Raw genomic sequence first — 24,047 nt, forward strand, 5'->3', positions numbered from 1 at the left:
ATCGTCCGGGGCCTCGGCACACCCGAATCTCCGCGCCCTACAACGCTGAAACGATCCAGATCACCAAGGCAATGGCCACCAGAACTCCCACGATTGTCCATACAAGGCCGCTTCCACGCATGTCTTTTACTTCCATTCTCTTGGTTGGTACCTCTCATCATCGGCTTACGAAACCCGCATTTCAAGGTTTTGCACTGTGGTGCGCAAGGCGCCAAACCTGATTTCACCGACACAGTGGATCGCGGATTTTCCTCACCATCCCATGACGCGATCCGGCTCTCTTGGTGCGGCACTGCGGGCCGTGCGGATGGGGACAACCTCGACCCCGTGACCGAATCCGCCGCCCGGGTTCGATGATGCATGGCAAGTTCCTGATCGACTGCCAGAACCGATGGGCTCGGACAGGTGAGCATCGAGACCAAGTACCTCCCCGCAAACCAGGCAAACGGCGTGGGGACCGGTGTGGGGACCGGCCCGGGAAACCGAAAGGGGAATTTGTTTCGGGACCATGCGTCTTCCGGTTTCCCCGCATCCATCGGAATGCCTCGGGGCAACGACGGCTTAAACAGAAAGCTGCCGCCGGCGTTTCCCCCTGAAGGCGAAACGCCGGCGGCAGCCGGATCACTTGTTCCTAGTGGAAGAAGTGGCGTGCTCCGGTGAAGTACATGGTGATCCCTGCTGCGTTGGCAGCGGCGATGACTTCCTCGTCACGGACCGAACCGCCGGGCTGCACCACTGCGCGCACACCGGCGTCCAGCAGGATCTGCAGGCCGTCGGCGAACGGGAAGAACGCATCCGAGGCTGCAACGGCGCCCTTGGCACGCTGTGCCGAGACGCCCTCGGCCCCGGCGGCCCCGCCCGCGGCATCCACGCTCGATTCGACGGTGACGCCCAGGGTGTTGGCGCGCTCGACCGCAAGCCTGCAGGAGTCCACGCGGTTGACCTGTCCCATGCCGATGCCCACGGCGGCACCGTTGTTGGCCAGCAGGATGGCGTTGGACTTTGCGGCACGCACAGCGGTCCAGGCGAAGGCCAAATCGGCCAGGGTGGCCTCGTCGGCAGCCTCGCCGGCCGCAAGGGTCCAGTTCGCCGGGTCGTCGCCGTTGGCGTCGACCTTGTCGGACACCTGGACCAGCACGCCGCCGGAAACCTGGCGGATTTCGGCCGGGTAGCGGCCGTAGCCCTCGGGCAGGGCCAGCAAACGGATGTTCTTCTTCTTGGAGAGGATCTCCACGGCTTCGGGTTCGAAGGCCGGGGCGATGACGACCTCGGTGAAGATGTCCTTGACCGTGTTGGCCATGCCCGCGGTCACGGTCCGGTTCGCGGCAATGACGCCGCCGAAGGCCGAAAGCGGATCGGTGGCGTGCGCCTTGGCGTGCGCGTCGGCGATCGGGTCCGCGGCATCGGCGGAGGCCACTGCGACGCCGCAGGGGTTGGCGTGCTTGATGACCGCAACTGCCGGGGCGTCGAAGTCGAAGGCGGCGCGCAGCGCCGCATCGGCGTCGACGTAGTTGTTGTAGCTCATGGCCTTGCCGTGCAGCTGGTCGGCCTGGGCGATGCCCGCCGGGGCGGCCTTATCCACGTAGAGGGCTGCCTGCTGGTGCGGGTTTTCGCCGTAGCGCAGGACCTCTGAGCGTTCCAGGGCCAGACCCGAGTACGCGGGCCAGTCGATGACTCCGTCGCCGTCCTCGTCGAGGAACTGGGCGGCGGTCCACGAGGCGACAGCCGTGTCGTAGGCGGCGGTGTGTGCGAAGGCCTTGGCGGCCAGGCGCTGGCGGGACTTCAGGTCGAAGCCTCCGGCCGAGGCCGCGGCGATGACGGCGCCGTAGGACGCGGGATCCACGACGATGGACACGGCGGCGTGGTTCTTGGCCGCCGAGCGCACCATGGCAGGGCCCCCAATGTCGATCTGCTCCACGACGTCGTCCATGGCGGCGCCGGAGCGCACGGTGTCGACGAACGGGTAGAGGTTCACCACTACCAGGTCGAAGGCCTCGATCTGCATGTCTTCGAGGGTCTTCATGTGGGCCGGGACCCGGCGGTCGGCCAGGATGCCGCCGTGCACGCGCGGGTGCAGGGTCTTGACGCGGCCGTCAAGCATCTCCGGCGAGCCGGTGACTTCCTCGACCTCGGAGACCGGGATCCCCGCGGCCGCAATGCGCTTGGCGGTGGAGCCGGTGGAAACCAGTGCGACGCCTGCTGCGTGCAGGCCCGCTGCCAGCTCCTCCAATCCGCTCTTGTCGTAGACGGAAATCAGTGCCCGGCGAATCGGGACGCGATCAAGGACGGTCTGGCTCACAAAAGTCTCCCAGGGTGCGGTTTGAGGGGGGTGCTATTCCCCATCTTATCCCGCACCCCGTTGGGGGACTTCTTGTGTGGCGCGGTGGTTACTTGATCATCTCCCCCGCGGGGGTGACTACGTACCAGACGTCGTTGACTCCCTGTCCGGTGACGTCACCGGGCTTGGTGTCCTTCGCCCAGTAGTACAGCGGCATGCCGTTGAGGGTCAGATGCTTCTTGCCATCGGGACTGTCAATGGTTCCGACCTCCCCGGTGACGCCCTCCACGACGGGGGTGTCGTTGGTGGTCGTGGCGATGGGCCAGGCTTCAAGACAGCCACCGGTGCAGGCGCTGACCTTGGTGTCCTTGGTGTCCTTGGTGAAGTAGTACAGGCTCATTCCCTTCCCGTCCACCACAATGGTGCCGAGGCTGGACTCGCCGGTCATCAGGTCTGCCGTTGAGGCAGCAGGGCTCGAGGCAGCGGCGCTGGTCGCGGCCGGTGCCGTCGTCGCCGGGGCTGCCGGAGAGTCGTCGTCGCCGGAAGCACAGCCGGAAAGCAGCAATGCGGCACCCAGCAGGACCGCAGCTGAAGACGCGAACGCCTTGTGATGAATACGGTTCATGATGCAATTCCTTACACTCGAAGGGCGAAACGGCACCCCGATTCCACGGGGCCAGAGCGCCCCGGGGAACATTCGGGCAGAACCCAAAGGGAACTCTTACCAGCTAAGACGCATCGATCCGGGACAAGGTTCATGCTTTTCAGAACTTTCTTTGCGCATACTTGAAACATGGATGAACCTTTTGCAGTCCCGATGCGTCTCAGTTGGTGACCCGATGTTCCCGAAACGACTCACTGGAGCCCACGTGCCCCTCGATGCGCAAGTGGTGTCGGACATCTACCGCGACCACGGAGACGCCCTGCGACGCTTCGTCCTGCGTGTAGCCAACGACCGCGACGAGGCCGACGACGTCGTGCAGGAAACCGTGCTCAAGGTGTGGAAGACCGCACCGGAGCTGACCGGTTCGCTGCGCAGCTACCTGTTTGCCACCGCCCGCAACGTGCTCATCGACAGACACCGCCGGGCCGCGGCGCGGATTTCCGCCACCGCGCTCGGCGAGCAGGATCCCGAGGCCGCGGGCGTGCCTGCGGGCATGGAAGCTGTTTTGGACAGAATTCTCATGGAGGAGGCTTTGCTGCGGTTGACCCTTGAACACCGGCAGGTGGTGATCCACATGCATTATCTGGGTTCCACGGTGGCCCAAACGGCTTCGAGCCTGGGTATCCCCCAGGGCACGGTGAAATCACGGGCGTACTACGCCATGCGGGCCCTGCGCGGGATCCTGGCGGAAATGGGAGTGGAACAGTGAACGAGCACATGAACTTGGGTGCCTACGTGCTGGGCGGACTCGATGCCGACGAGACACGGGCCTTCGAGGCGCATCTTGCCGGCTGTGAGCAGTGCCGCCGGGAACTCGCCCTCTTCGCCCCGGTGTCGACCAGGCTTGGCGCGTTGGACGCGCAGGACGCCCGCGCCTTGCTGTTCGGGGACCACGGCATCCCGGAGGAAGGCCCCGGAGCCAGTCTCCTGGACCGGTTGCGGGAGAGACGGCGAACCCGGCGGATCCTGTTGGGGTCGGCGGCGGCGGCTGCTGTCGCTGCATCAGTTGCCGGAGGCGTCTTCCTGGCACCCGTGCTGCGACCCGCACCGGCCCCGGATGCCGCCTACGAGGTGGTCTCGGCAGCGGGACCGCGCGTGGACCTGGGACTCAATGCCAAGGCGTGGGGCACCGAGCTCCAATTCAGGGGAACAGAGTTGCCCACCAGCGGGACGCTTTCCTTGTGGGTGGTGGACGAATCGGGGGAAGTCGACCGTGCCAGCTCCTGGAACGCCACGAAGACGGGCACTGCCCGCGTGAGCGGGGCCGTGCCCACCGAAATGGGGAAAATTTCTGCGATCCAGCTGCGCGACGTGGACTCCAAGATCCTCGCGGAGCTCACGCTTCCCGGAGACCCTTCGAGTCTGTCGAGCTAATGCGCGAGTTCCGGGAAGTGCTTGGCCAGTTGGGATTCGGTGAGACACCTGCGCAGGAGCGCATCGCCGTGCTCCTCGTCGGAGAGGTAGACCACCACGTCCGAGTTTCGTCCCACGGCAAGGGCGGAGCGCAGTGACTCGGTGACGCGGATGAGCATTTCGTAGTACAGGCGGTTGGTCCGTTCCCATCCGTGGTCCTTGGCCACGTCGGTCAGCGCCTGGCTCCACAGCGCCGTGGCCGATTCGTCAAAGAGCTCGATGGGGCTCCACTGCCAATCCGAGGGGTTCCACTTTGAGGAGTAGTAGCCCTGTTCGGCATCGGAGGTCAGGGCGTCGAATTCCTTGAGCACCGCGTCAATGTCTTCGTCGTCGTCATCCTCGTCCACGGCAACGTCGTCATCCTCGTCGTCGTCGTCCGAGTCGTTGCCATTGGTGTCGTCGTTGTCATGCAGATGGATGTCCCGGTCGGACCCGTCATCGTCGGCATCGGGGCGTTCCTCGAAGTCTTCGGCTTCGTCCTCGTCGTCGAAGTCCTCGGCATCCGGTTCCTCGACGTTGACGCTGAGGGCACGGGTCAGGGCTTCTTCGGAGTTCAGTGCGAGCACGGGCAAATCGATGTGGTCGGTTTCGTCGGCGCTCACCCCGTCGAGGGCAATGGCATAGAACACTTCGTCCGGGTGACGGTTAACTATTTCCTCCGCCTGGCGAAGAGCCGACACCCGTATCGCCTCTTCGAGAGCGGTCCAATCTACTCCCATATCCAGAGCCTACCCCGGGTTGCCCCGCACCGGAACAGCCCCGGCACAAGGGGCTTCGCCGAATTTTCCCGGCCCGAAAAGATGCCGATCCACGAAACGCCAAGCCACAAAATGTCAAGGGCTATTCTGTGGTTTGCCGGTTCAGCGCGTAGCGTTGTTGCTGGCGCCGGAGCACGTTTTCCTCCGGTGCCGCAATTGCCACATTGTTGCCGCGGTTGGACCCGTCCCGCGCCAGACCGCTCCTGTCCGAAGGCCAAGCCCAGATGAACAATTACTTGAAGCTACCCACCGGCGAGTCGGTCGTCCAGAACCTGCCGTGGAAGTGGGGCGTGCAAGGCAAGATCTTCATCATTGGCGGACTCGGGTTCATGTTCGACGCCTGGGATGTCACGCTCAATGGCGCCTTGATCCCCCTGGTCGCCGCGGAGTGGGGTCTGGACAGGACCACCGCGGCGCTGCTGGGCACCGGAAACCTGCTGGGCATGGCCCTCGGCGCCTTCCTCTGGGGCACCATCGCGGACAAGATCGGCCGTAAGAAGGCCTTTACCTGGACACTGTTGATCTTCTCGATCTTCACCGTTGCCGGCGCCCTGGCCCCGAGCTTTGCGTGGTTTGTGGCCTTCCGCTTCATCGCCGGGGTGGGACTGGGCGGCTGCATCCCGGTGGACTACGCGCTGGTGGGTGAATTCACGCCCGCCAAGCAACGCGGCCGCGTGCTCACGGCCATGGACGGTTGGTGGCCGGTGGGCGCAGCGCTCTCATTCTTCATTTCCGGTTGGGTCCAGGCGACCACCGGAAACTGGCGGCTCATCCTGGCAGTCATGGTGCTCCCTGCATTGATGGTCTTCTGGGTCCGCCGCAGCGTTCCGGAGTCCCCGCTCTATCTGGTCCGCAAGGGCCAGCGGGATGAGGCGGCGAAGGTCATTGACGACCTGGTGGCCCGCACCGGGGTACCTGCACAGTCCTACACCCTTCCGGAACCGGAGGCCGCCCCTCGGCTGTCCCCCGGTTCCTGGCTTGAGCAGCTCGTGAAGATCTGGCGTTTCAGCCCACGGATCACCCTGGTTTCGTGGTCGCTGTTCCTGACCATCCTGCTGGTCTACTACCTGGCCCTGACGTGGATGCCGTCGATCCTGGCGGACACGGGCATGGTGCAGTCCACCGCGTTCTTCATGACGTCGGTGATGGCCCTGATGGGCCTGATCGGCGTGGTCATTGCCGCACTGTTGGTGGAGCGGGTCGGCCGCAAGTGGTTGCTGGGCATCACCGGTCCGTTGTCAGCCCTCATCCTGGTCATGGTCGCGGTAACACTCAATGCACCGGCGTTGGCGCTGCTCTGGTTGCTGGTTTTTGGTGTCGTCGTACAGATCGCCATCCCGGTGCTGTACGCCTACGTTTCCGAGCTTTACCCGACCGAGCTGCGCGGGTCGGGCTTCGGCTGGGCATCTTCGTTCAGCCGCCTGGGCGCCGGATTCGGACCGCTGGTCTTCGCCTCCTTGTGGCCGGTGGTTGGACTGGGCAATTTGTTCATGGCGGCAGGGGCCATGGTCCTGGGCGCTGTCATCCTGATGGCATTCTTCGCCCCCGAGACCAAGGGCCGGGCCCTGCAGTAGATTCTGAACCCCTGCCCTGTGGCCCCTGGGCCTGCCCAGAGCGCCCGGTATGCTGCCGGAGCCATCGGTTAGTCTGGATTCATAGGTCAACCCCTGAATTTCCGTGAAGTCTGCGGCATCACCGCCAAGATGAGGCCGCAGGACGTCGGAGCCCGCAGTCTCAATTGAGTTCCGCGCCTCCGGCCAATGCACCACACCGCTTTTTCCGAGCAAAGATTCATCAAGGGCCAAAGCCCGGCGAAAGGCATCCATGCATGATGACATTCCGTTGACCCTTGGACGAGTCAAGCGAGTCCTCGAGGAGCGCATCCGCCCGGCCATCCACCCCGTTTCGATCCCGCTTGTCATTGACTGGCATGAGCTTCCGGGCGAGCCCATCGCACCGGCGGACGCCTTGGGCCTGGAGTACACCGATTACCAGGTCGGCACTCCCTGGGGCGCAGCATGGGGAACCACCTGGTTCCGCCTGCGCGGAACGGTTCCCTCCTCCTGGGCGGGCAAGCGCGTCGAGGCCCTGGTCGACCTTGGCTTCGACCAGACCCTGACGGGCTTCCAGTGCGAGGGGCTGGTCTACCGCGGGAACGGCACCACCGTGAAAGCGATCAATCCGCGCAACCAGTGGATCCCCGTCGCGGATCCCGCCGCGGGCGAAGAGTCCGTCGAGTACTTCCTCGAAGCCGCAGCCAACCCGGTGCTGCTTGGCCACCACCCGTTCCAGCCCACCGCCGAAGGCGATATCCGGACCTCGTCCTCGCGCAAGATCTACGCCACCCGTCGCATGGACCTGGCGATCTTCGAGCCGGAGGTCCACGAGCTTGCCCTGGACCTTGAGGTGCTGCTCGAGCTCCAGGCCGAATTGCCCCAGGGTCCGCGCCGGATGCGCATCCTGCAGGCCATGGACAACGCGCTGGATGGGCTCGACCTGCAGCACATCACCGAAACCGCGCCGGATGCCCGCACCGAACTGGTGGAAGTGCTTTCCAGGCGCGCCGATGAGAGCACCCACCGCATCTCGGCGGTGGGCCACTCCCACATCGATTCGGCCTGGTTGTGGCCGCTGCGCGAGACCATCCGCAAGGTCGCCCGCACCTGCTCCTCCATGGTGGAAATGCTCGGCATTGACGAGGATTTTCTCTACGGCATGTCCAGCGCGCAGCAGTACGCCTGGATCAAGGAACACCGCCCGGAGGTCTACGACAAGGTCAAGCAGGCAGTGGCCTCCGGCCGCTTCCTGCCCCTGGGCGGCATGTGGGTCGAGTCCGACACCGTCATGCCTTCCGGCGAGTCCCTGGTGCGCCAGTTCCACTACGGCCAGAAGTTCTTCCGCGAGGAATTCGGAGTGAGATCCGCCGGCGTCTGGCTGCCCGATTCCTTTGGCTACTCCCCCGCGCTGCCGCAGCTGATGCGCCGTGCCGGCTTCGGGTGGTTCTTCACCCAGAAGATCTCCTGGAACCAGCAGAACACCTTTCCGCACCACAGCTTCCTCTGGGAAGGTATCGATGGCTCGCGCGTGTTCAGCCACTTCCCGCCAATGGACACCTACAACTCGCAGCTTTCGGGCGAAGAGGTGGCCCGTGCCGCCCGCCAGTTCCGCGAGTCCCGCCACGCCACCGGATCGATTGCCGCGGTGGGCTGGGGAGACGGCGGCGGCGGCACCACCCGCGAGATGACCGGCAAGGCACGCCGCCTGGCCGACCTCGAGGGAAGCCCCACCGTGAGGTGGGAGCACCCCGATGCATTCTTCGCCCGCGCCAAGGCCGAGCTGGAGAACCCTCCGGTGTGGGTGGGGGAGCTCTACCTGGAGCTGCACCGTGCAACGTTGACCTCCCAACACCGGACCAAGCAGGGCAACCGCCGTACCGAACAGCTGCTGGTGGAGGCCGAGCTGTGGTCGGCAACCGCAGCCATATCCTCCGGCTTCGCATACCCGTATGCCGAAATCGACGCATTGTGGAAGCAGGTTCTGCTCCAGCAGTTCCACGACATCCTGCCGGGCACCTCCATCGCCTGGGTCCACCGCGAGGTCGTGGCCGAGTACGCCAGGGTGACCCAGGGCGCCGAAGCCATCATTGCCGCGGCACAGGCAGCGCTGGTGGGCACCGGCGACACCACGATCACCCTCAATGCGGCTCCGTTCACCCGCTCGGGCGTGCGCACCGGCGCCGGGGCGGCGGTTGCCGATCTGGCGCCCGTCACCGACACCGTGACGGCCACCGAGTCCCCGGAGGGCTTCGTGCTCTCCAACGAGCTGGTCACCGTCGCGATTTCGCGCGAGGGCCTGATCACCTCCGCCATTGACCACCTCAGCGGCCGCGAGACCATCTCGGTGGGCACCGCGGCCAACCTGTTGCAGATGCACCAGGACTTGCCGAACAAGTGGGACGCCTGGGACGTGGACAAGTACTACCGCAACCAGGTCACCGACCTGCGCGGACTGGATGCGATCACGCTGGCCACCGATGCCGACGGCACCGCCCGCGTGATCATCGAGCGCAGTTTCTCTGCCTCGACCCTGCGCCAGGACCTCACCCTGGCACCGGGTTCGCGCGTGCTGCAGATCGAGCAGACCACCGACTGGCACGAGACCGAGAAGTTCCTGAAGGTCGCCTTCCCCTTCGATATCCGGGCCGAGCAAGTCATCGCGGAAACCCAGTTCGGTTTTCACAAGCGGCCCACCCACGTGAACACCAGCTGGGAGGCGGCGAAGTTCGAAACCTCCATGCACCGCTTCGTGCTGGCCGAGGAGCCGGGCTTCGGTGCCGCGCTTGTCAACGATTCCATCTACGGTTTCGATGTCACCCGCGATTCCACCGAGGCAGGGGTGACGACCAATGTGCGGCTCTCGCTGCTGCGTGCCCCGCGCTTCCCCGATCCGGAGACCGACCAGGGCCTCCAGAGCCACCGCTACGGCTTGGTCATCGGTGCGGACATCGCAACGGCGACCGAGGCGGGGGCCCTGATGAACAGCGCCGAGCGCACGCTCACCGGGGCGCACGGCTTCGAGCCCTTGGTCTCCGTCGAGGGCACGGGCATCCTGCTCTCCAGCGTGAAGCTGGCCGGGGACCGCTCGGGCGACCTGGTCGTGCGCGTCTATGAATCCCTTGGCCGCCGCGCCGCCGGCACCGTGAACGTGCACCGGCCGGTGGAGTGGGCCTCGGTGATCACCCTGCTGGAGGATCCGATCGAAGGTCCCGGAGGGATGGCCGAACACACCGACGGCTCGGTCGCCATCGCACTGACGGCCTTCGAGGTGCGCACCTTGCGCTTCAGCCTCATTCGCTAGCCTTGGAATCTTCGTTTTTGCGCAGGTCCCACAGGGCGATGGCCAGTGGGGTCAGGGTCGAAGCCCAGGGAATCGGCGCAGTGCCGCCTCGATGGAATCATCTGTGACCGTGGCGAAGTAAGCGGTGTCCAGCTCTTCCCAGAGCGCTTCGTCGGCGTTGCTGAGATCCTCGAATCCCATGGGCCTGAATCGCGCATATTCCCTGTCTGCTCGTTCGATGAGTTCGGCATGAGTATCAAGACCGAACAATCGGAAAGCCGCCACAGCGTCATCCAGCAGCGTGTCTTCGTCTCCCAACCTGATGTTTTCCACGGCCCCACCGACCAATCCACCGTTTTCTGCCAGCCCGTGAAAACCGAGAATGGCCCCTAATGGCCTCATCAGGTGGACGTTGTCGGACTGTTCGTCGTCGAAATAGGCAGCAATTGCGCGATCGCCCAGTGCTTCCAGCAGGTCATCCTCCATACCTGTTGGCCCCTCTCATCCATTCGCCAATATCCAGCCCAAAGCATACAGCGAACCACCCACAGCGGACGGAGCGGGCCCCCCAGCCGGGATAGTCGATGCCGGCCGCCTTCCACGGCCAGCATCTGTCCGGCCGGCCCGCTGCCCACGATCACCACATCCGCCATGTAGTTCCCCTCTGGTGGTGCCTTGCCAGGGGGGCACTCTCGAGCAGGGTGTGGCACAAAGTCGGGTTCGAAGGACAGGCATTTTTCGGTCAGTGCGTGGTTCCAGTCGGCGCGCTCGGCGAAGTCCTTGAAGTTCACCACGAAGGTCACGATGCCGGCGGTGGCCGAGCGTTCCACGAGGCAATCCGGTAGAGGGCCAAGGAACGGGAATGGCAGCCGGCGAGGCTACCCTCCGTTGTCAGGGTAGTTGTTCTCGACGAGAATACCGCACTCCCCTGTGCTTGGATGCCTCCGCCGGCGGACCTGAATGATGAACTTCGCCTTCGAGGCAGGGAGTCGTGATGTCGAAAACCCGATGCCGCTCCATGCCGCAATTTGCACATTGGTCAGGCGCTCCAAGCCATGCAACGTTTTTCGTGGCCACTCCATCCGCACTGGAACCGTTAGGCAGCAATTTCATCGTTATTTCCAGACAGGCAAATGCGCCATCTATGTATCAATAGTTTTTACTAAGATACAATTGATACATGGATCTCTATACGACGATCATGGCTTCCGAGGAGCTTGGCATCACCCCCGCAGCCGTGCGCCGTCTGGTGAAAAACGGTCGGCTTCAGGCAACAAAAATGGCCGGCACGCTGCTTTTCGAGCCTGCATCCATTCACCGGCTCCAACGCTCTTCACGTGCTCCAGGACGTATATGGTCTTCAAAAACTGCATGGGCAGCGTTGGAAGTCCTGAACGGCGGCCAGACCAAACTCATCGACCAGCCCCGTCGTTCCAGGCTCACCCGGCAGTTGCGCTCGATGGAATCGGCCGACTTACACCGTTTGGCACGAAACCACAGCCTGGTGAGACGATTCAGCGCAGGCCCGCGGTTTCGTTCCGCTCTTGCGGGGTTCCTGGTGCCGACCGGTGTCAGCTCGATCGCCCAGGATACCGTTGCTGGCCGGTTCGGCTTGGTCGGTGTTCTGGATGAGGACCGCTTGGAAGGGTATTGGACCGGTTCCGTTGAGTCATTGCTTGATCAAATTCCCCTTGCCAGCGACGAATCGGGCGGCGTGATGGTCAGGTTCGTAGACGATCCTGAACTGATTTCGGGCACTGTGGGTTCCGACGCCGTCATCGCACTGGATTTGATGGACTCCGACGATGTTCGCGAACGCGGGGCAGGGCGGGATACATTGCAGCGGATAATCGATAATGCCTGAGCAACGTCCTCGCCAAAGCATACGTGTGCCCGGAGGCATCTGACCTTCGCCCTGGCCAAATGTCTTCGAACTGGCTGATGCTGTCCCAAGCCGGCATTGGTCGTTGGTCGGCGGCTTGATGGTCCAGTTGCACATGATTGCCGCTGGCAAGCTCCCAACCCGGTCAACAAGTGATGTGGATGCGATGATTCACGTTGAGCTCCCGGGCGACAGCTTCTCCGTGTTGGGAAATGGATTGAAGCGCCTCGGATATCGATTGGAGATCCCCATCGACCACAGGCAGGCTGCACATCGCTACAGGCGAGGCAACGACCAGGTCGACTTCCTGGTGGCGGACCATGTAGCGCCTTCAATCCTTCAACGGTTCAAGGCTCGGGGCGTCGTCCAGGCTCCCGGCGGCACAAACGCCCTGCGAAGAACCATTGAATTCGAATTGATCCATGCCCAAGGATCGTCCGTCGTCTCGGCCCCGGATATCGTTGGCGCGCTGATGCTCAAATCCGATGCTTACCGAGCAGACTCTCGAGATTCACAAAGACACTTGCAGGACGCAATTTCCTTGGCGGTCCTGCTATCCGATACCAACCGTGGTCCAGCGCTTTTTGGCAGGGGACCCTGGCGCATAAGGCGCCTGATCAAGGACCTCGGCTCGCAGCATCCCAACCGCCTCAGCGTAGGCAAAGACGAACTTGCCGACGCTGTGCATGCCCTTCGCGAGCTGCTTGACCACGTGTGATCCCGGTGGAGCCGGCATGCAGGCCGGCCCTCCCCAAACAGGAAGCCCGCCCGGAACCAGGCCGGGCAGGCCTCCTGTTTCGCAAGAGCGGGGGTTACTTCGCGGCCAGGTCCGCCAGCGTGGCGATGAGCAGGCGGCGCTCGATGACCTTGATGCGCTCGTGCAAGGTTTCCTCGGTGTCGTCGTCCGCAATGGCCACGGCTTCCTGGCGCAGGATCGGGCCGGTGTCCACGCCCGCGTCGGCGATGTGCACGGTGCAGCCGGTGACCTTGACCCCGTAGGCCAGCGCGTCGCGGACGCCGTGGGCGCCGGGGAAGGAAGGCAACAGGGCCGGGTGGGTGTTGATGTAGGTGCCGTCGAAGGCGTTGATGAATTCCTCGCCCACGATGCGCATGAAGCCGGAGGACACCACGTAGTCGGGTTCGTAGGACAGGCATTTTTCGGTCAGTGCGTGGTTCCAGTCGGAGCGCTCGGCGAAGTCCTTGAAGTTCACCACGAAGGTCTCGATGCCGGCAGCGGCCGAGCGTTCGACCCCGTAGGTGCCGTGCTTGTCGGCGCCGACCGCCGCGATGTCCACATTTTCCAGCGACCCGTCGGCGACGGCGTCGATGACTGACTGGAGGTTGGACCCGGTGCCGGAGACAAGAACTACGATGCGCATGGGTACAAGTTTAGTGGGGCGTCGCCAGTTCCTCTGACAGGTCAAGGGAGCTGGCAATGAGTTGCGCCGTGTAGGGGTGGGCGGGGTTGTTGTAGATCTGCTCGGTGTCCCCGGCTTCGACGATGCGCCCGTCCTTCATCACGATCACCCGCTCACAGAGATGGCGCACCACCGAGAGGTCGTGGGAGACCAGCAGCAGCGTCAGCGCGTACTCGTCGACCAGGTCCGCAACCAGGTTCAGCACCTGCGCGCGCACCGAGACATCCAGCGCCGAGACCGGCTCGTCCGCCACCAGGATCCGCGGGCGGTTCACCAGGGCGCGGGCGATGGAGAGGCGCTGGCGCTGCCCGCCGGAGAACTGGTGCGGGTAACGCTGCGCCGATTCGGCCTCCAGGCCAACCAGCCCGAGCATCCGGTGCACCTCGGCCAGCCGGCCGGCCGCGTCCAGTTTCCGCCCCGGCACCAACAGCGGTTCGGCGATGATGTCAGCCACCCGCATCCGCGGGTCCAGCGAGCCCAGCGGATCCTGGAAGACGATCTGCAGCGCACTGCGCAGGGAGGCCAGGTCCGCCTCGCGGGCACCTGCGACAGGGGTCCCGGCGACGGTGGCCTGCCCTGAAGTGGGTTGGTCAAGCCCCGCAAGGATGCGCAGCAGCGTGGACTTGCCCGAGCCGGACTCCCCCACGATGCCCACCCGTTCCCCGGCCGCCACGGTGAAGCTGACATCGGCCAGGGCATTGACCACGGGGCGCGGGCCGAAAGCGGTGGTGCGGGCACGATGGTAGGTGCGGCCCAGACCCGCCGCGGTGATCAGTGCGGGACCGGCCTTGGGGTCGGCGACGGCGGGGTGCGGGTCCGGAGCCGACGCCGGAGGTGCCTCGCGCAGCGCCGGCGGCACGTAGCTTGCCGCGGTGTCCACGGTGAACAGGCGTCCGCGCGCATCGGTGGCCGACAGGTCGCTGGCAGCCAGCAGGGCGCGGGTGTAGGGATGCTCGGGTGCGGAGAAAATCCGGTCAATCTCCCCGGATTCGACCAGGCGTCCCTTGTTGAGCACCAGCACCCGGGTGCATACGTTCGCCACCACGGCCAGGTCGTGGGTGATGAACAGCAGCCCGGTGCCGCGCTCGCGCACCTGGGCGGAGATGAGCTCGAGCACCTGGGACTGCACCGTGACATCCAACGCCGTGGTCGGCTCGTCGGCCAGCAGCAGCTGCGGGTCGTTGGCCAGGGCCATGGCGACCATGACGCGTTGGCGCTGCCCGCCGGAAAGCTGGTGCGGGTAGGCGCCGGCCGCCTGGGAAGGATCCGGGATCTTCACCGAGGCCAAGAGTTCGACGGCGCGCCGGCGGGCGGCGGCGCGGTTCGGCACCGTGCGGTGCTGGAGCATCACCTCGGCGACCTGCGCACCGACTTTCATCAGCGGGTTCAGCGCAGAAAGCGGCTCCTGGAAAACCATCGAGATCTCATCCCCGCGCAGCCCCTGCATCGACCTGTCGCCAGCGGTGAGCAGGTTGGGTGCGAACCCGTGCAGGTGCGCGGCACCGGAAACGGTGAGCTCGTCCGGCAGCAGGCCCAGCAGCGCCGTGGCCGTCAACGACTTGCCTGACCCGGACTCGCCGATCAGCCCGATGCGCTCGCCGGCGACCATGGAGAAGGACAGCGAGGAGACCAGTGCCCGGCTGCCGGCGGAAACGGACAGGTCGGTGACCTCCAGCAGGTTCCCGGTTCCCGGTTCAAGGTGCCCGCTCATGCCTTGCCCCGTCCCAGCTTGGGATCCAGGGCATCGCGCAGCCCGTCCCCGAGCAGGTTGAAGCCCATCACCGCCACCGCAATCGCCGCCCCCGGCCACAGCGCCATCAGCGGGAACGTGCCCCAGTATTGCTGGGACTCCTGCAGCATCCTGCCCCAGGAGGGAACCGGCGGGGGCGTGCCCAGGCCCAGGAAGGACAGCGCGGCCTCCGCCAGCACGGCCAGGGCGAAGGTCACCGAGCACTGGATCAGCAGCATCCCGGTGATGTTGGGCAGCACGTGGCGCCTGGCGATGCGCAGGGGGCGCTGCGCGGCGGCGCGGGCGGCCAGCACGTATTCGGCGTTCATCACCTGCAACGTCCCGGCGCGGGCCACCCGGGCGAAGCCGGGCACCGAGGCCAGGCCGATCGCCGCCATCGCCGAGACGGTGGAGGCCCCGTAGATCGCGGCGAACATGATGGCCAGCAGCAGGGCGGGGAAGGCCAGCAGGATGTCGGAGGCGCGCATGGTGATTTCCTCCACGGCCCCGCGCCGCATGCCTGCCCAGATGCCCAGCGGGGTGCCGATGAGCACCGCGATGCCCACCGAGACCACCCCGACCAGCAGCGTGATCCGTGCACCCACCAGGATGCGCGAGAGCAGGTCGCGGCCCAGGTTGTCGGTGCCCAGCCAGTGTTCGGCGCTTGGCCCCTGCAGCCGCACCGGCGGGTTGGCCTGCAGCGGGTCAAAGGGAGTGAAAACCAGCGAGAGCAGTGCGGTGGCGGCGATCAGCACCACGATCCCCCCGCCGATGAGCAGCGCGGGGACGGGACGGGGCCGCACTGGTCCCGGCTTCATGGTCTCGGGCGACACGGGTCCTGGCAGCATGGGTTCCGGCTCCGGGATTCTCATCGGACGGCTGCGCGGATGCGCGGGTCAAGGACGGTGTAGAGCACGTCCACCAGCAGGTTGACGACCAGAGTGATGGCCACCAGCACCATCACCACCGACTGGACCGTCAAAAGGTCGCGGTTGCCCACCGCGGAGAGCAGCATCGAGCCCAGGCCAGGGATCACGAAGACCCGCTCGATGACCACCGCCCCGATGATCAGCGCGGAGAACTGGACGCCGGTGACGGTGAGCACCGGGATCGCTGCATTGCGCAGCCCGTGCCGCCCCAGCGCGCGCAGCGGGGACAGGCCCTTGGCCCGCGCGGTGCGCAGGTAGTCCTCGTGCATCACCTCGAGCACAGCAGAGCGGACGTAGCGCACCAGGATCGCGGACTGCACCCCGGCAAGCGCCATGACCGGCAGCACCAGCCGGGAGAGGAACCCGGCGAAGTCGGTGCCAGGGGCAACCCACCCGTTGGCGGGAAGCCAGCCCAGGCGCAGTGCGAAGAAGGAGACCAGCACGATGCCCAGCAGGAAGCCGGGGATCGCGATGCCCAGCTGGCTGACCGCGGAGATCAGCGCGCCGGAAGGCTTGGAATGCCGCACCGCGGCAATGGTGCCGGCGGGGATCGCGATGGCCAGCGCGAGCGCCATGGCCGCGGCGACCAGGATCAGGGAGACCTGCACCTTGTCGGCCACCAGCGGGGAGATGTCGGCCCGGGTCACATAGGACACCCCGAAGTCCCCGCGCCAGAGCCCGGAGAACCAGTCCCAGTACTGCACGGGCAGCGGCCGGTCGGTCCCGAATTGGCGGGCCAGGGAGGCGACAATTTCCGGGGAGGCGTTTTGTCCGGCGGCGATCACCGCCGGGTCCCCGGGCAGCACGCGCATCAGGGCGAAGACCAGGATCGTGGCGGCCAGCAGCGACAGCAGGAAGCGGGCCAGGTTCCCCGCAATGCGCACCAGCATCCGTCGACCGCCCCCGCCTAGGACCAGGCGATGGTGGAGAGGTTCAGCGCCTCGGTGACCGAGTTGGCGCCCAGGCCGGTGATCCCCGCCTTGGCCACCGACACGTTCGGGAAGATGAACAGCGTGTCCACCGGGGCGTCGTCCACGATGGTGCGCACCACGTTCTTCATGCCCGCCACGTAGTTCGCCTCGTCGGCGGCATCCGCGGCGGCGGCCTCGTCCTTGATCTTCGAGTTGTCGTAGCCGATGTAGTAGTCGGGGTTGTTGAACATGGTCAGCACGTCGCGGGCCTCCACGGCCAGCACCACCGACATCTGGTAGTCGTGGCGGTTGAACACCGTATCCAGCCAGACGGCGGGGAATTCGGCGCTGCGGATCCGCGCGTCGATCCCCACGTCGCGCAGCTGGGACTGGACGATTTCCGAGACGGCAGTGGCGTAGGGACGGGTGGGCACCGTGAAATCGATCTTCAGGTTCTCGGCGCCGGCCTCCTTCAGCAGGGCACGGGCCTTGTCCGGGTCGAAGGGATAGCGGTCGTTGAGGTCCTCGTAATACGGGTCGGTGGGCGGCACCGGCCCGCCGACCAGGGTGCCCAGGCCGTTCCAGGCGGTGTCGCGCACCGACTTGCGGTCGATGGCGTAAAGCACCGCTTGGCGCACCCGCTTGTCGTCAAAGGGCTTGGCCTTGTTGTTCATCGACAGGATGATCTCGCCGTTGGAGGTGCCCTCGATGACCTGGTAGGCGGGATTGGCCTGGAAGGAGGACAGCAGCTCGGGGGCCTGCATGTTGTAGATGATGTCGACGTCGCCGGAGGACAGTGCGTTGGTGGTGGCAATCGCATCGGCGAAGTAGCGCAGGGTCACATGTCCGATGGCCGGGGCCGGACCCCGGTAGTCGGGGCGGGCCGACAGGGTGATCGATTCCCCGCGCGCCCAAGACTCGAGCTGGTAGGGGCCGGTGCCCACCGGGGTGTTTGCCAGGTCCTCGACTCCGGAGGGGTCGAACATGGCGCCCACCAGCGTAGTCATCGAATACAGCCAGGCTTGCGAGGGACGCGAAAGGTTCACCGTGACCGAGGTCGGGGAATTGACCACCACCGTGTCCACCACGTCCATCTTCGACTTCAGCCCGTTGAGCCAGGCGTCGGACTTGACGCGCTCAATGGAGAACTTCACGTCCGAGGCGTCGAAGGCGGCGCCGTTGGAGAACGTGGCACCCTCCACCAGGGTGAAGGTGTAAGACTTGTTGTCGTTTCCGGTTTCCCAGCCGGTGGCAAGTTGCGGGATGATGGCGCCGGTCTGGTCAACTCCCACCAGCCCCTCGTACACGTTGGACATCATGGCCTGCGGGATCGCCGCCCCGGCGGTGGTGGTGAAGTCCAGGTTCACCGGTTCGCCGGTCAGCGCAACCACCAGCCTGTCCGGATCAGCCGGCGCCCCGCCGGTGGATCCCGCGTTGCAGGCAGAGAGCAGGAGCATCGTGCCAAGCATGGCGGCGAGCATTGCGACGGTCTTTCTGCGTCGGCTCGATGGCGTTGCCTGCATCGTTGAATCAATCCTTTGGTACCTGGGCGTGGGCCTGCCGCGGTGCGGAAAAGCACCCGTGACTAACCATTATCGTACGCAAGTGCACCAGAGTGCGACCTAATCCATGTAACGAACCGGGGGTTCGGGTCTAGTGTGGGTGATATGGCCAGCAACACCCCACGGGATGCACCGGATGCCGCGCGCCCGCTGCGCGGCTGGGTCGCTGCCACCCTGGTCGCCATGGCGTGCACATTGGCGGGTTGGTACCTGCCGTTGCCGTTTAGGCTCGCGGGCCTGCCGTTCGCCGTGGCCGGATTCGTCTTGGGCCTGGTGACCAGCCTGAAGGCCTTTGGCAATCCCGCGGCGGGCGCGCTCAGGCTGGCGGTGCCGGTGGCGACGGTGGCCTGTGGGCTGATTGCCCTGCTGCTGGCCGGGCAACTGGTGTTCTTAGGGCCTTCCCTGCATTACCAGCAGTGCCGCACCGACGCGCTGACCCTGCGCTCCGAGGCCGCCTGCACCCAGGATTTCAGGAACGAGTTGGACCCGGCGAGATGAGGAGTTTCCCCATGAACGAGCAACCCACCCCCGACACCAAGGACTGGACCGTCGTGCTGAGCGAGGTGTGCGACGAATGCGGGATCGATGTGCGGGCACTGAACCCCGGGCAGGTCGCGGCGCTGTTGCGCGACTCAGTCCCGCGTTTCACAGCCGCCCTGGCTGCACCGGATGCGCCGGTGCGCAAGGATCCGGGCGTGTGGAGCACGCACGAGTATTGCGCACACGTGGGCGAGATGCTCCAGGTGATGAACGGCCGGTTGGCCATGATGATGGAAACCGACTCCCCGACGTTTCCGGACTGGGACCAGGACGCGGCGGCGGTGCGCGGTGCCTACGCGCAGATCCCAGCGGCCGAGGTGGCCCGGGGACTGGAGGAAGCCGCGTCCCTCTTTGCCGCCGCGCTGGAATCGCTGTCCGACGCGCAGCTGACGCGAATGGGGACCCGGTCCAATGGGGCGGTGTTCACCACTGCCACGTTGGCCCAATATGCCTGGCACGACACGGCCCACCATCTGCACCACGACCTGGGCGTCGCGCGGCCGCTCTAGCCGTCGAGCACCGGATCGTGCTCGAGCAGCGGGGACACCAGGTACCCGACGGCGGTGCCCAGGGCTACCTGGGCGGCCAGCAGCACGGCCGTGAGCAGGATGTCCGGCCCCATCTCGGTGAAGCGCCCGATGCCCAGCGACCCGCCGGCCAGCCAGGAGCCGACCAGGGACAGGGCGCCGGAAAAGGTGCCGACGAACAGGCCCAGCGCGACGGTGGACAGGCCCAGGGATAACCAGCGGGAACGGATCCGCAGCGACACCCAGTCGTCCAGGTGGTTCTCCCCCACCCGCAGGAAATACCAGCCCGCCATGAACCCGGCGAACACCGGAAGCGCCATGAATGCCCAGGCGTAGTCAAGGTCCCCGGAGGGGAGTGCGGCCAGCACCGGCACTGCGGGCAGCGGGCCCACGGTGGTTTCCAGCGTGGACAGCGTGCTGCCCACGCCCAAGGTGATCCCGCCGCCGGTGATCCACGCCAGGGTCCACAGCGCAAGGTTGGGCATGATCCCCAACTGGCCCAGCGTCAGCACGGCCGAGCCAATGGGGCCGGGCCGCAACTGTTGGTAGACGTTCGAGACATCCACCCAGTGCACCGCCAGGTTGATGGCCAGCAGCAGGGAGGCCAGGGCAAAGGCGAGCAGGTAGGCCAGGGTTCCGCCGCAGAGCACCGCCCACACGTAGGATCCCGCCCAGCGCGAATGCTGGGAGGCCTTGGAGATCCAGGCCGCGGCGTCGAAGCCGATCAACCGGCCCCAGGAACCCGCCTCGCGTCGGGCGCCGATGATGACCCCGGCCCCGGCCGGGACCAGCGGAATGAGCGTGGCCGCCAAGAGCGAGACGGTGGCCTCCTCGTTGTTTACCAGGAAACCGGTGAACAGGCCGCAGAGCAGGTAGACGCCCAGCGCCCCGATGATGCCCTGCCACAACGAGTCGGTGTAGGAAGCCCGGGCAATGCGGCGCCCGGCCCGCCAGCACAGGAAGAACGGGATGAGCGTGAGACCCAGCGGGATGAAGTCCAGCACGCCGGATCCCTGGGTGGGGTCGGCACCGGTGCCCACCTGCAAAAGGTGCAGCGGGACGGCATGGATCAGCAACCAGATCTGTCCGCCCATCTGCAGCACCGACTCGATGTCGCGCTTGGCAAAGCCGCCACTGAACCACACGGCGAACCACGGGATGACCACCAAGAAGGCCGAAAACAGGGCGGCCTGCATGAACTCGAAGGCTCCCTGCAGGAATAGCGGCATGGGCCAGCCGGTGCTCAGCCGCTGGCGCGCCGCGTTCAATGCCGCCGCGGCGGGCGGCTGCTTTTTCTTCTCACTCATCGTTTCCAATCGTGCCACCGATGTGCCGCCGCTGCCCTGATTGACGCGATTGGGCGGCCCTGGGCTACAGGGCGCGCAGACCGCTGACCAAGGCGGTGATGGCTCCAAAGAAGGCGAAACACAACACGAAGAAACGCGCATGCCTGTCCGAGACCACGCGCTGGACCTGCTCGCCGATGAGCACGCCCGCCCAGATGAACACGGCGACCCCGATCCAGGCCCACAGCGGCAGCGGGGGAAGCTGGTCGGGCGTGGTGATGAACTTCATGCCGATCGTGACCAGTCCTGTCACCACGAAGAAGGGCTGGAGGGTGGCGGCGAAGGGACGTTGCGGCCAGCGGGCCAGCACCGCGTAGGCACTCACCGCAGGTCCCCCGACCCCTGCCAGCGAGTTGGTGAGTCCGGAGAGGAACCCGGCGCTGCCCTTGGGGACCTGGCCGGAAACCGTGACGTTGGCACGCACCAGGATCAGGGAGAGCAACAGTGCCGCCAACACCACGGCGCCGACCACGATCGAGAGCGGGGCCGCGGGCAGCCCTCCGGCGAGCAAGGCACCGGCCACCGAGCCGAAGACGCTGAAGGAGCACAGCCAGCGGAACATCGACCAGTCGATGTCCTTCCATACCCGCGGCATGATGAGCGCCGAGGAGAGCACCCCGCAGATGTTCACCAGGAACACCCCCTGGTGCGCGCCCAGGGCAATAACCAGGAACGGGGAAACAAGCATCGCGAAACCGAGCCCCGCCACGCGCTGCGCGATGGCACCGACGACAACCATGCCAAGCACGAGAAAAATAAGGGAAAGGTCCATTCAAGCGAGCCTATCGCCTATTCGGCCGAGGTCATTCCGAGGTCGACAGGCGGCAGTGTGCCGGGCGATCCCGCGCGGGCACCGCCGACTGCCGCCGGCAGCGCGACGGAGACACAAAAGCGCGGCTTCCGGAGGAAGGAATCCTCCGGAAGCCGCGTGCTGCCCGTGGGGTCGGAACTCAGTAGCTGGCGGGAGCCCCGGCCTGGCGTTCGGCGCCGGAGACGAACTTGGCTGCCAGCGCCTCGCTGCCGCGGGCCAACAGTGCCACGTCGGCACCGACACCCACGTAGTGCGCGCCGAGTCCGATGTAGCGCTTGGCGGGCGCTTCGGCGAAGGCGTTGACGCCGACGTACTTGCCGGCCGCCTTGCCGGCGGCAATGGCCATTTCCACCGCCGCGACGACGTCGGGGTGGTCCTGCTGCCCGATCACGCCCATGGAGGCTGCCAGGTCGGAAGGGCCAATGAAGATGCCGTCCACGCCGTCGGTGGCGACGATCTCCTCGACGTTGGCCACCGCCTCCGCCGATTCGATCTGCACCATCAGCGTCAGGGACTCACTCGCCCGTGTCAGGTAGTCGGGGATGCGGTTCCAGCGGGCCGAACGCGCCAGCGCCGAACCGACGCCGCGCACGCCCGTCGGCGGGTAGTGGCAGGCGGCCACTGCGGCACGGGCGTCGTCGGCGTTGTTGACCATCGGGATGATCAGCGACTGCACGCCCAGGTCCAGGTACTGCTTGATGAGAACGGTGTCGTTGACCGGCGGGCGGACCACCGGCACGACAGGGTAGCCGCGCACCGCCTGAAGCTGTCCCAGGATGGACTCAAGGCCATTGGGCGAGTGCTCGGCATCGATGAAGATCCAGTCGAATCCGGCACCGGCGCAGATCTCGGCGACCAGCGGGGAGCCGGAGCACACCCAGATGCCTGCCAGCGCGTGGTCGGCCTGGCGCAGTGCGTCCTTGAGGGACGGGTCGGGTTCTACGAGAAATGGCATGTCACGGTTCCCATTCGTCCGTAGTCGGCAAAGACGGTGTCGCCCTTGTCCACCCACATGGGGCGGGTGAAGGAACCGGCCAGGATGATCTCCCCCGCGTTGAGCTTGTCGCCGTGGGCGGCGATCTTGTTCGCCAGCCAATAGACGCCGGCGGCCGGGTGGTTCAGTACTCCCGCGGCGACACCGGTTTCCTCGACGACCTGGTTCTTGAACAGGATGCCCGAGACCCAGCGCAGGTCGATGTCCGAGGGCTTCATCGGGTTTCCGCCGATGACCATGGCGCCCATGGCCGCGTTGTCGGAGATGGTGTCGACAATGGTGCGGCCCTCCATCTCAATGCGTGAATCCAGGATTTCCAGCGCGGGGATGACGTATTCGGTCGCGTTGAGCACGTCGAAGATGTTGGCAATGGGCCCCTCAACGTCCTTGTTGAGTTTGAAGGCCAGTTCCATTTCGACGCGCGGGTGGGTGTACTTGTCCCACTCGATGGTGCACCCCGAGTCGAGCACCATGTCATCGAAGATGATGCCGTAGTCCGGCTCGGTGATGCCCGTGGCCATTTGCATGGCGCGGGAGGTCAGTCCGATCTTGCGGCCCGCAAGGATGCGCCCGTTGGCCTCGGAGCGCTGGCGCCAGAGGTTCTGCACCTTGTAGGAGTCCTCCACCGTCATTTCGGGGAAGCGGGCGGTCAGGCGCTTGACCGGCACGCGGTCGTGACCCGCTTGTACGAGTTCATCGGCTATCTGGGTGATGGTCTCATCATTGAGCATGCTGGCCTGGGCCCCTTCTGAAGTTCTGGATGCACGTCCCGTGGTCACCCGACCACATCTTGTGGTCACAGGCTCACACCTTGAACATGGTAGCCAATACGTCACCGGGGTCACATTCAGGCGTCCTTTGTGTCCGTGCCACCCTGAAGTGCCCAAGGCTTTCCTGCGACTGGCGGGCCGAGGCCGAACCGCCCATGCCGTACGCTACTCGATGCCGGGGGCCGGCGGGACCGGGATCGAGGACGTTGGCTTGATGATCCGTGGCAGGACCACCAACAGGAAAACCACCGCAAGCATGACGAGCCCGCCAATGAGGGCACCCAATGCCCAGCCATACAGGACCTGGACCACGAACCACACGCACCCGGCCACCAGGACCCCCACGCCGATGACCACCAACTTCGAAATGACGTGGCCCATGTGCACGGTGGTGATCTTGACGCGTTGGCCGAAGAGGTGCCGGTGCACGGCAACCGGCGTAACCAGCAGGACGATCAGCAGCGCGGAGAACACCAGCAGGACCAAATAGAATCTCCTGTCCGCCTGCTCCAGCGACGTGAACCCCGCTTGGAAGGGCAAGACCACCAGGAATGCGGCAAGGATCTGCGCACCGGTCTGCATGACGCGCAGCTCCTGCATGAGCTCGTTCCAGTTCCGGTCCAGCCGCTCCTCGACACTCTCATTGCGCTCATTGCGCCCGTCCATTGCGCTCCCTCCC

The 24,047-nt window shown here is 65.6% G+C and carries 22 protein-coding genes; 8 read left to right on the forward strand and 14 right to left on the reverse strand.

Going from position 1 to position 24,047, the window contains the following annotated elements; all coding sequences use genetic code 11:
- Positions 1-631 precede the first annotated feature (631 nt).
- Together purH and ACIPUB_RS04360 are read right to left on the reverse strand one after the other, a co-directional pair.
- The gene (gene purH / locus ACIPUB_RS04355) at positions 632-2,299 is read right to left on the reverse strand and encodes a bifunctional phosphoribosylaminoimidazolecarboxamide formyltransferase/IMP cyclohydrolase (protein ID WP_407606249.1); all 1,668 of its coding nucleotides are present in this window, start codon (positions 2,297-2,299) and stop codon (positions 632-634) included.
- Between the two features lie 88 nt (positions 2,300-2,387).
- The gene (locus tag ACIPUB_RS04360; protein ID WP_407606250.1) at positions 2,388-2,903 is read right to left on the reverse strand and encodes a hypothetical protein; all 516 of its coding nucleotides are present in this window, start codon (positions 2,901-2,903) and stop codon (positions 2,388-2,390) included.
- Between the two features lie 244 nt (positions 2,904-3,147).
- On the opposite strand from ACIPUB_RS04360, the gene ACIPUB_RS04365 reads away from it, so the two are divergent.
- Both ACIPUB_RS04365 and ACIPUB_RS04370 read left to right on the forward strand, forming a co-directional pair.
- Positions 3,148-3,651, forward strand: a complete 504-nt coding sequence (locus ACIPUB_RS04365; protein WP_407606251.1) for a sigma-70 family RNA polymerase sigma factor — start codon at positions 3,148-3,150, stop codon at positions 3,649-3,651.
- On the forward strand, positions 3,648-4,316 hold the full coding sequence (locus ACIPUB_RS04370) for an anti-sigma factor family protein (RefSeq protein ID WP_407606252.1): 669 nt from the start codon (positions 3,648-3,650) through the stop codon (positions 4,314-4,316). Before ACIPUB_RS04365 ends, ACIPUB_RS04370 begins: the two co-directional genes overlap by 4 nt.
- Here ACIPUB_RS04370 and ACIPUB_RS04375 read toward each other — a convergent pair.
- Positions 4,313-5,074: a DUF4303 domain-containing protein gene (locus ACIPUB_RS04375; RefSeq protein ID WP_407606253.1), complete on the reverse strand. Its 762-nt coding sequence runs from the start codon at positions 5,072-5,074 to the stop codon at positions 4,313-4,315. The two genes, ACIPUB_RS04370 and ACIPUB_RS04375, sit on opposite strands and share 4 nt — an antisense overlap.
- 263 nt (positions 5,075-5,337) lie before the next feature.
- Between ACIPUB_RS04375 and ACIPUB_RS04380 the strand changes: the two genes are divergently transcribed.
- Together ACIPUB_RS04380 and ACIPUB_RS04385 are read left to right on the forward strand one after the other, a co-directional pair.
- The gene (locus ACIPUB_RS04380; RefSeq protein WP_407606254.1) at positions 5,338-6,687 is read left to right on the forward strand and encodes an MFS transporter; all 1,350 of its coding nucleotides are present in this window, start codon (positions 5,338-5,340) and stop codon (positions 6,685-6,687) included.
- A 250-nt stretch (positions 6,688-6,937) separates the two neighbouring features.
- A complete protein-coding gene (locus ACIPUB_RS04385) occupies positions 6,938-9,970 on the forward strand; it encodes an alpha-mannosidase (RefSeq protein WP_407606255.1) in 3,033 nt (1,010 codons plus the stop codon).
- Between the two features lie 51 nt (positions 9,971-10,021).
- Here ACIPUB_RS04385 and ACIPUB_RS04390 read toward each other — a convergent pair whose 3' ends face one another.
- Entirely contained in the window at positions 10,022-10,435 is a 414-nt protein-coding gene (locus ACIPUB_RS04390) for a hypothetical protein (protein ID WP_407606256.1), read from the reverse strand.
- A 694-nt stretch (positions 10,436-11,129) separates the two neighbouring features.
- Here ACIPUB_RS04390 and ACIPUB_RS04395 point away from each other — a divergent pair.
- Together ACIPUB_RS04395 and ACIPUB_RS04400 are read left to right on the forward strand one after the other, a co-directional pair.
- Positions 11,130-11,813, forward strand: coding sequence for a helix-turn-helix domain-containing protein (locus ACIPUB_RS04395; protein ID WP_407606257.1), 684 nt, complete (start codon positions 11,130-11,132; stop codon positions 11,811-11,813).
- Positions 11,814-11,931: 118 nt separating this feature from the next.
- The gene (locus ACIPUB_RS04400) at positions 11,932-12,549 is read left to right on the forward strand and encodes a hypothetical protein (protein WP_407606258.1); all 618 of its coding nucleotides are present in this window, start codon (positions 11,932-11,934) and stop codon (positions 12,547-12,549) included.
- Between the two features lie 94 nt (positions 12,550-12,643).
- Here the strand turns inward: ACIPUB_RS04400 and purN are convergent, their stop codons facing one another.
- From purN to ACIPUB_RS04425, 5 genes are read right to left on the reverse strand one after another with little or no spacing between them, the layout of a single operon-like run.
- Positions 12,644-13,210, reverse strand: a complete 567-nt coding sequence (purN, locus tag ACIPUB_RS04405) for a phosphoribosylglycinamide formyltransferase (protein WP_407606259.1) — start codon at positions 13,208-13,210, stop codon at positions 12,644-12,646.
- A 10-nt stretch (positions 13,211-13,220) separates the two neighbouring features.
- Positions 13,221-14,960, reverse strand: coding sequence for a dipeptide ABC transporter ATP-binding protein (locus ACIPUB_RS04410; protein WP_407606260.1), 1,740 nt, complete (start codon positions 14,958-14,960; stop codon positions 13,221-13,223).
- Positions 14,957-15,796, reverse strand: a complete 840-nt coding sequence (locus tag ACIPUB_RS04415) for an ABC transporter permease (RefSeq protein ID WP_264268618.1) — start codon at positions 15,794-15,796, stop codon at positions 14,957-14,959. The genes ACIPUB_RS04410 and ACIPUB_RS04415 overlap by 4 nt, the downstream gene beginning before the upstream one ends.
- Positions 15,797-15,846: 50 nt before the next feature.
- Positions 15,847-16,797, reverse strand: coding sequence for an ABC transporter permease (locus ACIPUB_RS04420; RefSeq protein ID WP_407606261.1), 951 nt, complete (start codon positions 16,795-16,797; stop codon positions 15,847-15,849).
- A gap of 17 nt (positions 16,798-16,814) precedes the next feature.
- A complete protein-coding gene (locus ACIPUB_RS04425) occupies positions 16,815-18,341 on the reverse strand; it encodes an ABC transporter substrate-binding protein (protein ID WP_407606262.1) in 1,527 nt (508 codons plus the stop codon).
- Between the two features lie 144 nt (positions 18,342-18,485).
- On the opposite strand from ACIPUB_RS04425, the gene ACIPUB_RS04430 reads away from it, so the two are divergent.
- Together ACIPUB_RS04430 and ACIPUB_RS04435 are read left to right on the forward strand one after the other, a co-directional pair.
- On the forward strand, positions 18,486-18,878 hold the full coding sequence (locus ACIPUB_RS04430) for a hypothetical protein (protein ID WP_407606263.1): 393 nt from the start codon (positions 18,486-18,488) through the stop codon (positions 18,876-18,878).
- Positions 18,879-18,889: 11 nt separating this feature from the next.
- The gene (locus tag ACIPUB_RS04435; RefSeq protein ID WP_407606264.1) at positions 18,890-19,429 is read left to right on the forward strand and encodes a DinB family protein; all 540 of its coding nucleotides are present in this window, start codon (positions 18,890-18,892) and stop codon (positions 19,427-19,429) included.
- On the opposite strand, the gene ACIPUB_RS04440 is transcribed toward ACIPUB_RS04435, so the two are convergent.
- The 5 genes from ACIPUB_RS04440 to ACIPUB_RS04460 all read right to left on the reverse strand — a co-directional run bounded on the left by ACIPUB_RS04440 (position 19,426) and on the right by ACIPUB_RS04460 (position 24,034).
- Positions 19,426-20,754 (reverse strand): DUF6350 family protein, encoded by a 1,329-nt coding sequence (locus ACIPUB_RS04440; protein ID WP_407606265.1) that lies wholly within the window; start codon positions 20,752-20,754, stop codon positions 19,426-19,428. The two genes, ACIPUB_RS04435 and ACIPUB_RS04440, sit on opposite strands and share 4 nt — an antisense overlap.
- Positions 20,755-20,818: 64 nt before the next feature.
- Positions 20,819-21,565: a sulfite exporter TauE/SafE family protein gene (locus ACIPUB_RS04445; RefSeq protein WP_264268357.1), complete on the reverse strand. Its 747-nt coding sequence runs from the start codon at positions 21,563-21,565 to the stop codon at positions 20,819-20,821.
- A 178-nt stretch (positions 21,566-21,743) separates the two neighbouring features.
- Entirely contained in the window at positions 21,744-22,559 is an 816-nt protein-coding gene (locus ACIPUB_RS04450; RefSeq protein ID WP_407606266.1) for an aldolase/citrate lyase family protein, read from the reverse strand.
- The gene (gene hpaH, locus ACIPUB_RS04455; protein WP_407606267.1) at positions 22,544-23,329 is read right to left on the reverse strand and encodes a 2-oxo-hept-4-ene-1,7-dioate hydratase; all 786 of its coding nucleotides are present in this window, start codon (positions 23,327-23,329) and stop codon (positions 22,544-22,546) included. Before hpaH ends, ACIPUB_RS04450 begins: the two co-directional genes overlap by 16 nt.
- A 204-nt stretch (positions 23,330-23,533) precedes the next feature.
- Complete coding sequence (locus ACIPUB_RS04460) at positions 23,534-24,034, reverse strand: DUF6328 family protein (RefSeq protein ID WP_407606268.1); 501 nt, start codon at positions 24,032-24,034, stop codon at positions 23,534-23,536.
- Between the last annotated feature and the right edge of the window lie 13 nt (positions 24,035-24,047).

Origin of the sequence: Paeniglutamicibacter sp. ORCA_105, assembly GCF_045798545.1 — a bacterium.
In the GTDB taxonomy this organism is placed as follows: domain Bacteria; phylum Actinomycetota; class Actinomycetes; order Actinomycetales; family Micrococcaceae; genus Paeniglutamicibacter; species Paeniglutamicibacter sulfureus.

What these genes read in the sequence shown, in the direction of transcription:
- ACIPUB_RS04415 (WP_264268618.1), bottom strand. Translation starts at nt 15,796, where the DNA reads ATGAAGCCGGGACCAGTGCGGCCCCGTCCCGTCCCCGCGCTGCTCATC.
- hpaH (WP_407606267.1), bottom strand. Translation starts at nt 23,329, where the DNA reads ATGCTCAATGATGAGACCATCACCCAGATAGCCGATGAACTCGTACAA.
- ACIPUB_RS04360 (WP_407606250.1), bottom strand. Translation starts at nt 2,903, where the DNA reads ATGAACCGTATTCATCACAAGGCGTTCGCGTCTTCAGCTGCGGTCCTG.
- ACIPUB_RS04420 (WP_407606261.1), bottom strand. Translation starts at nt 16,797, where the DNA reads ATGCTGGTGCGCATTGCGGGGAACCTGGCCCGCTTCCTGCTGTCGCTG.
- ACIPUB_RS04450 (WP_407606266.1), bottom strand. Translation starts at nt 22,559, where the DNA reads ATGCCATTTCTCGTAGAACCCGACCCGTCCCTCAAGGACGCACTGCGC.
- ACIPUB_RS04410 (WP_407606260.1), bottom strand. Translation starts at nt 14,960, where the DNA reads ATGAGCGGGCACCTTGAACCGGGAACCGGGAACCTGCTGGAGGTCACC.
- ACIPUB_RS04380 (WP_407606254.1), top strand. Translation starts at nt 5,338, where the DNA reads ATGAACAATTACTTGAAGCTACCCACCGGCGAGTCGGTCGTCCAGAAC.
- ACIPUB_RS04430 (WP_407606263.1), top strand. Translation starts at nt 18,486, where the DNA reads ATGGCCAGCAACACCCCACGGGATGCACCGGATGCCGCGCGCCCGCTG.
- ACIPUB_RS04435 (WP_407606264.1), top strand. Translation starts at nt 18,890, where the DNA reads ATGAACGAGCAACCCACCCCCGACACCAAGGACTGGACCGTCGTGCTG.
- ACIPUB_RS04445 (WP_264268357.1), bottom strand. Translation starts at nt 21,565, where the DNA reads ATGGACCTTTCCCTTATTTTTCTCGTGCTTGGCATGGTTGTCGTCGGT.
- ACIPUB_RS04425 (WP_407606262.1), bottom strand. Translation starts at nt 18,341, where the DNA reads ATGCAGGCAACGCCATCGAGCCGACGCAGAAAGACCGTCGCAATGCTC.
- ACIPUB_RS04390 (WP_407606256.1), bottom strand. Translation starts at nt 10,435, where the DNA reads ATGGAGGATGACCTGCTGGAAGCACTGGGCGATCGCGCAATTGCTGCC.
- ACIPUB_RS04375 (WP_407606253.1), bottom strand. Translation starts at nt 5,074, where the DNA reads ATGGGAGTAGATTGGACCGCTCTCGAAGAGGCGATACGGGTGTCGGCT.
- ACIPUB_RS04440 (WP_407606265.1), bottom strand. Translation starts at nt 20,754, where the DNA reads ATGAGTGAGAAGAAAAAGCAGCCGCCCGCCGCGGCGGCATTGAACGCG.
- ACIPUB_RS04460 (WP_407606268.1), bottom strand. Translation starts at nt 24,034, where the DNA reads ATGGACGGGCGCAATGAGCGCAATGAGAGTGTCGAGGAGCGGCTGGAC.
- ACIPUB_RS04385 (WP_407606255.1), top strand. Translation starts at nt 6,938, where the DNA reads ATGCATGATGACATTCCGTTGACCCTTGGACGAGTCAAGCGAGTCCTC.
- ACIPUB_RS04395 (WP_407606257.1), top strand. Translation starts at nt 11,130, where the DNA reads ATGGATCTCTATACGACGATCATGGCTTCCGAGGAGCTTGGCATCACC.
- purN (WP_407606259.1), bottom strand. Translation starts at nt 13,210, where the DNA reads ATGCGCATCGTAGTTCTTGTCTCCGGCACCGGGTCCAACCTCCAGTCA.
- ACIPUB_RS04400 (WP_407606258.1), top strand. Translation starts at nt 11,932, where the DNA reads ATGGTCCAGTTGCACATGATTGCCGCTGGCAAGCTCCCAACCCGGTCA.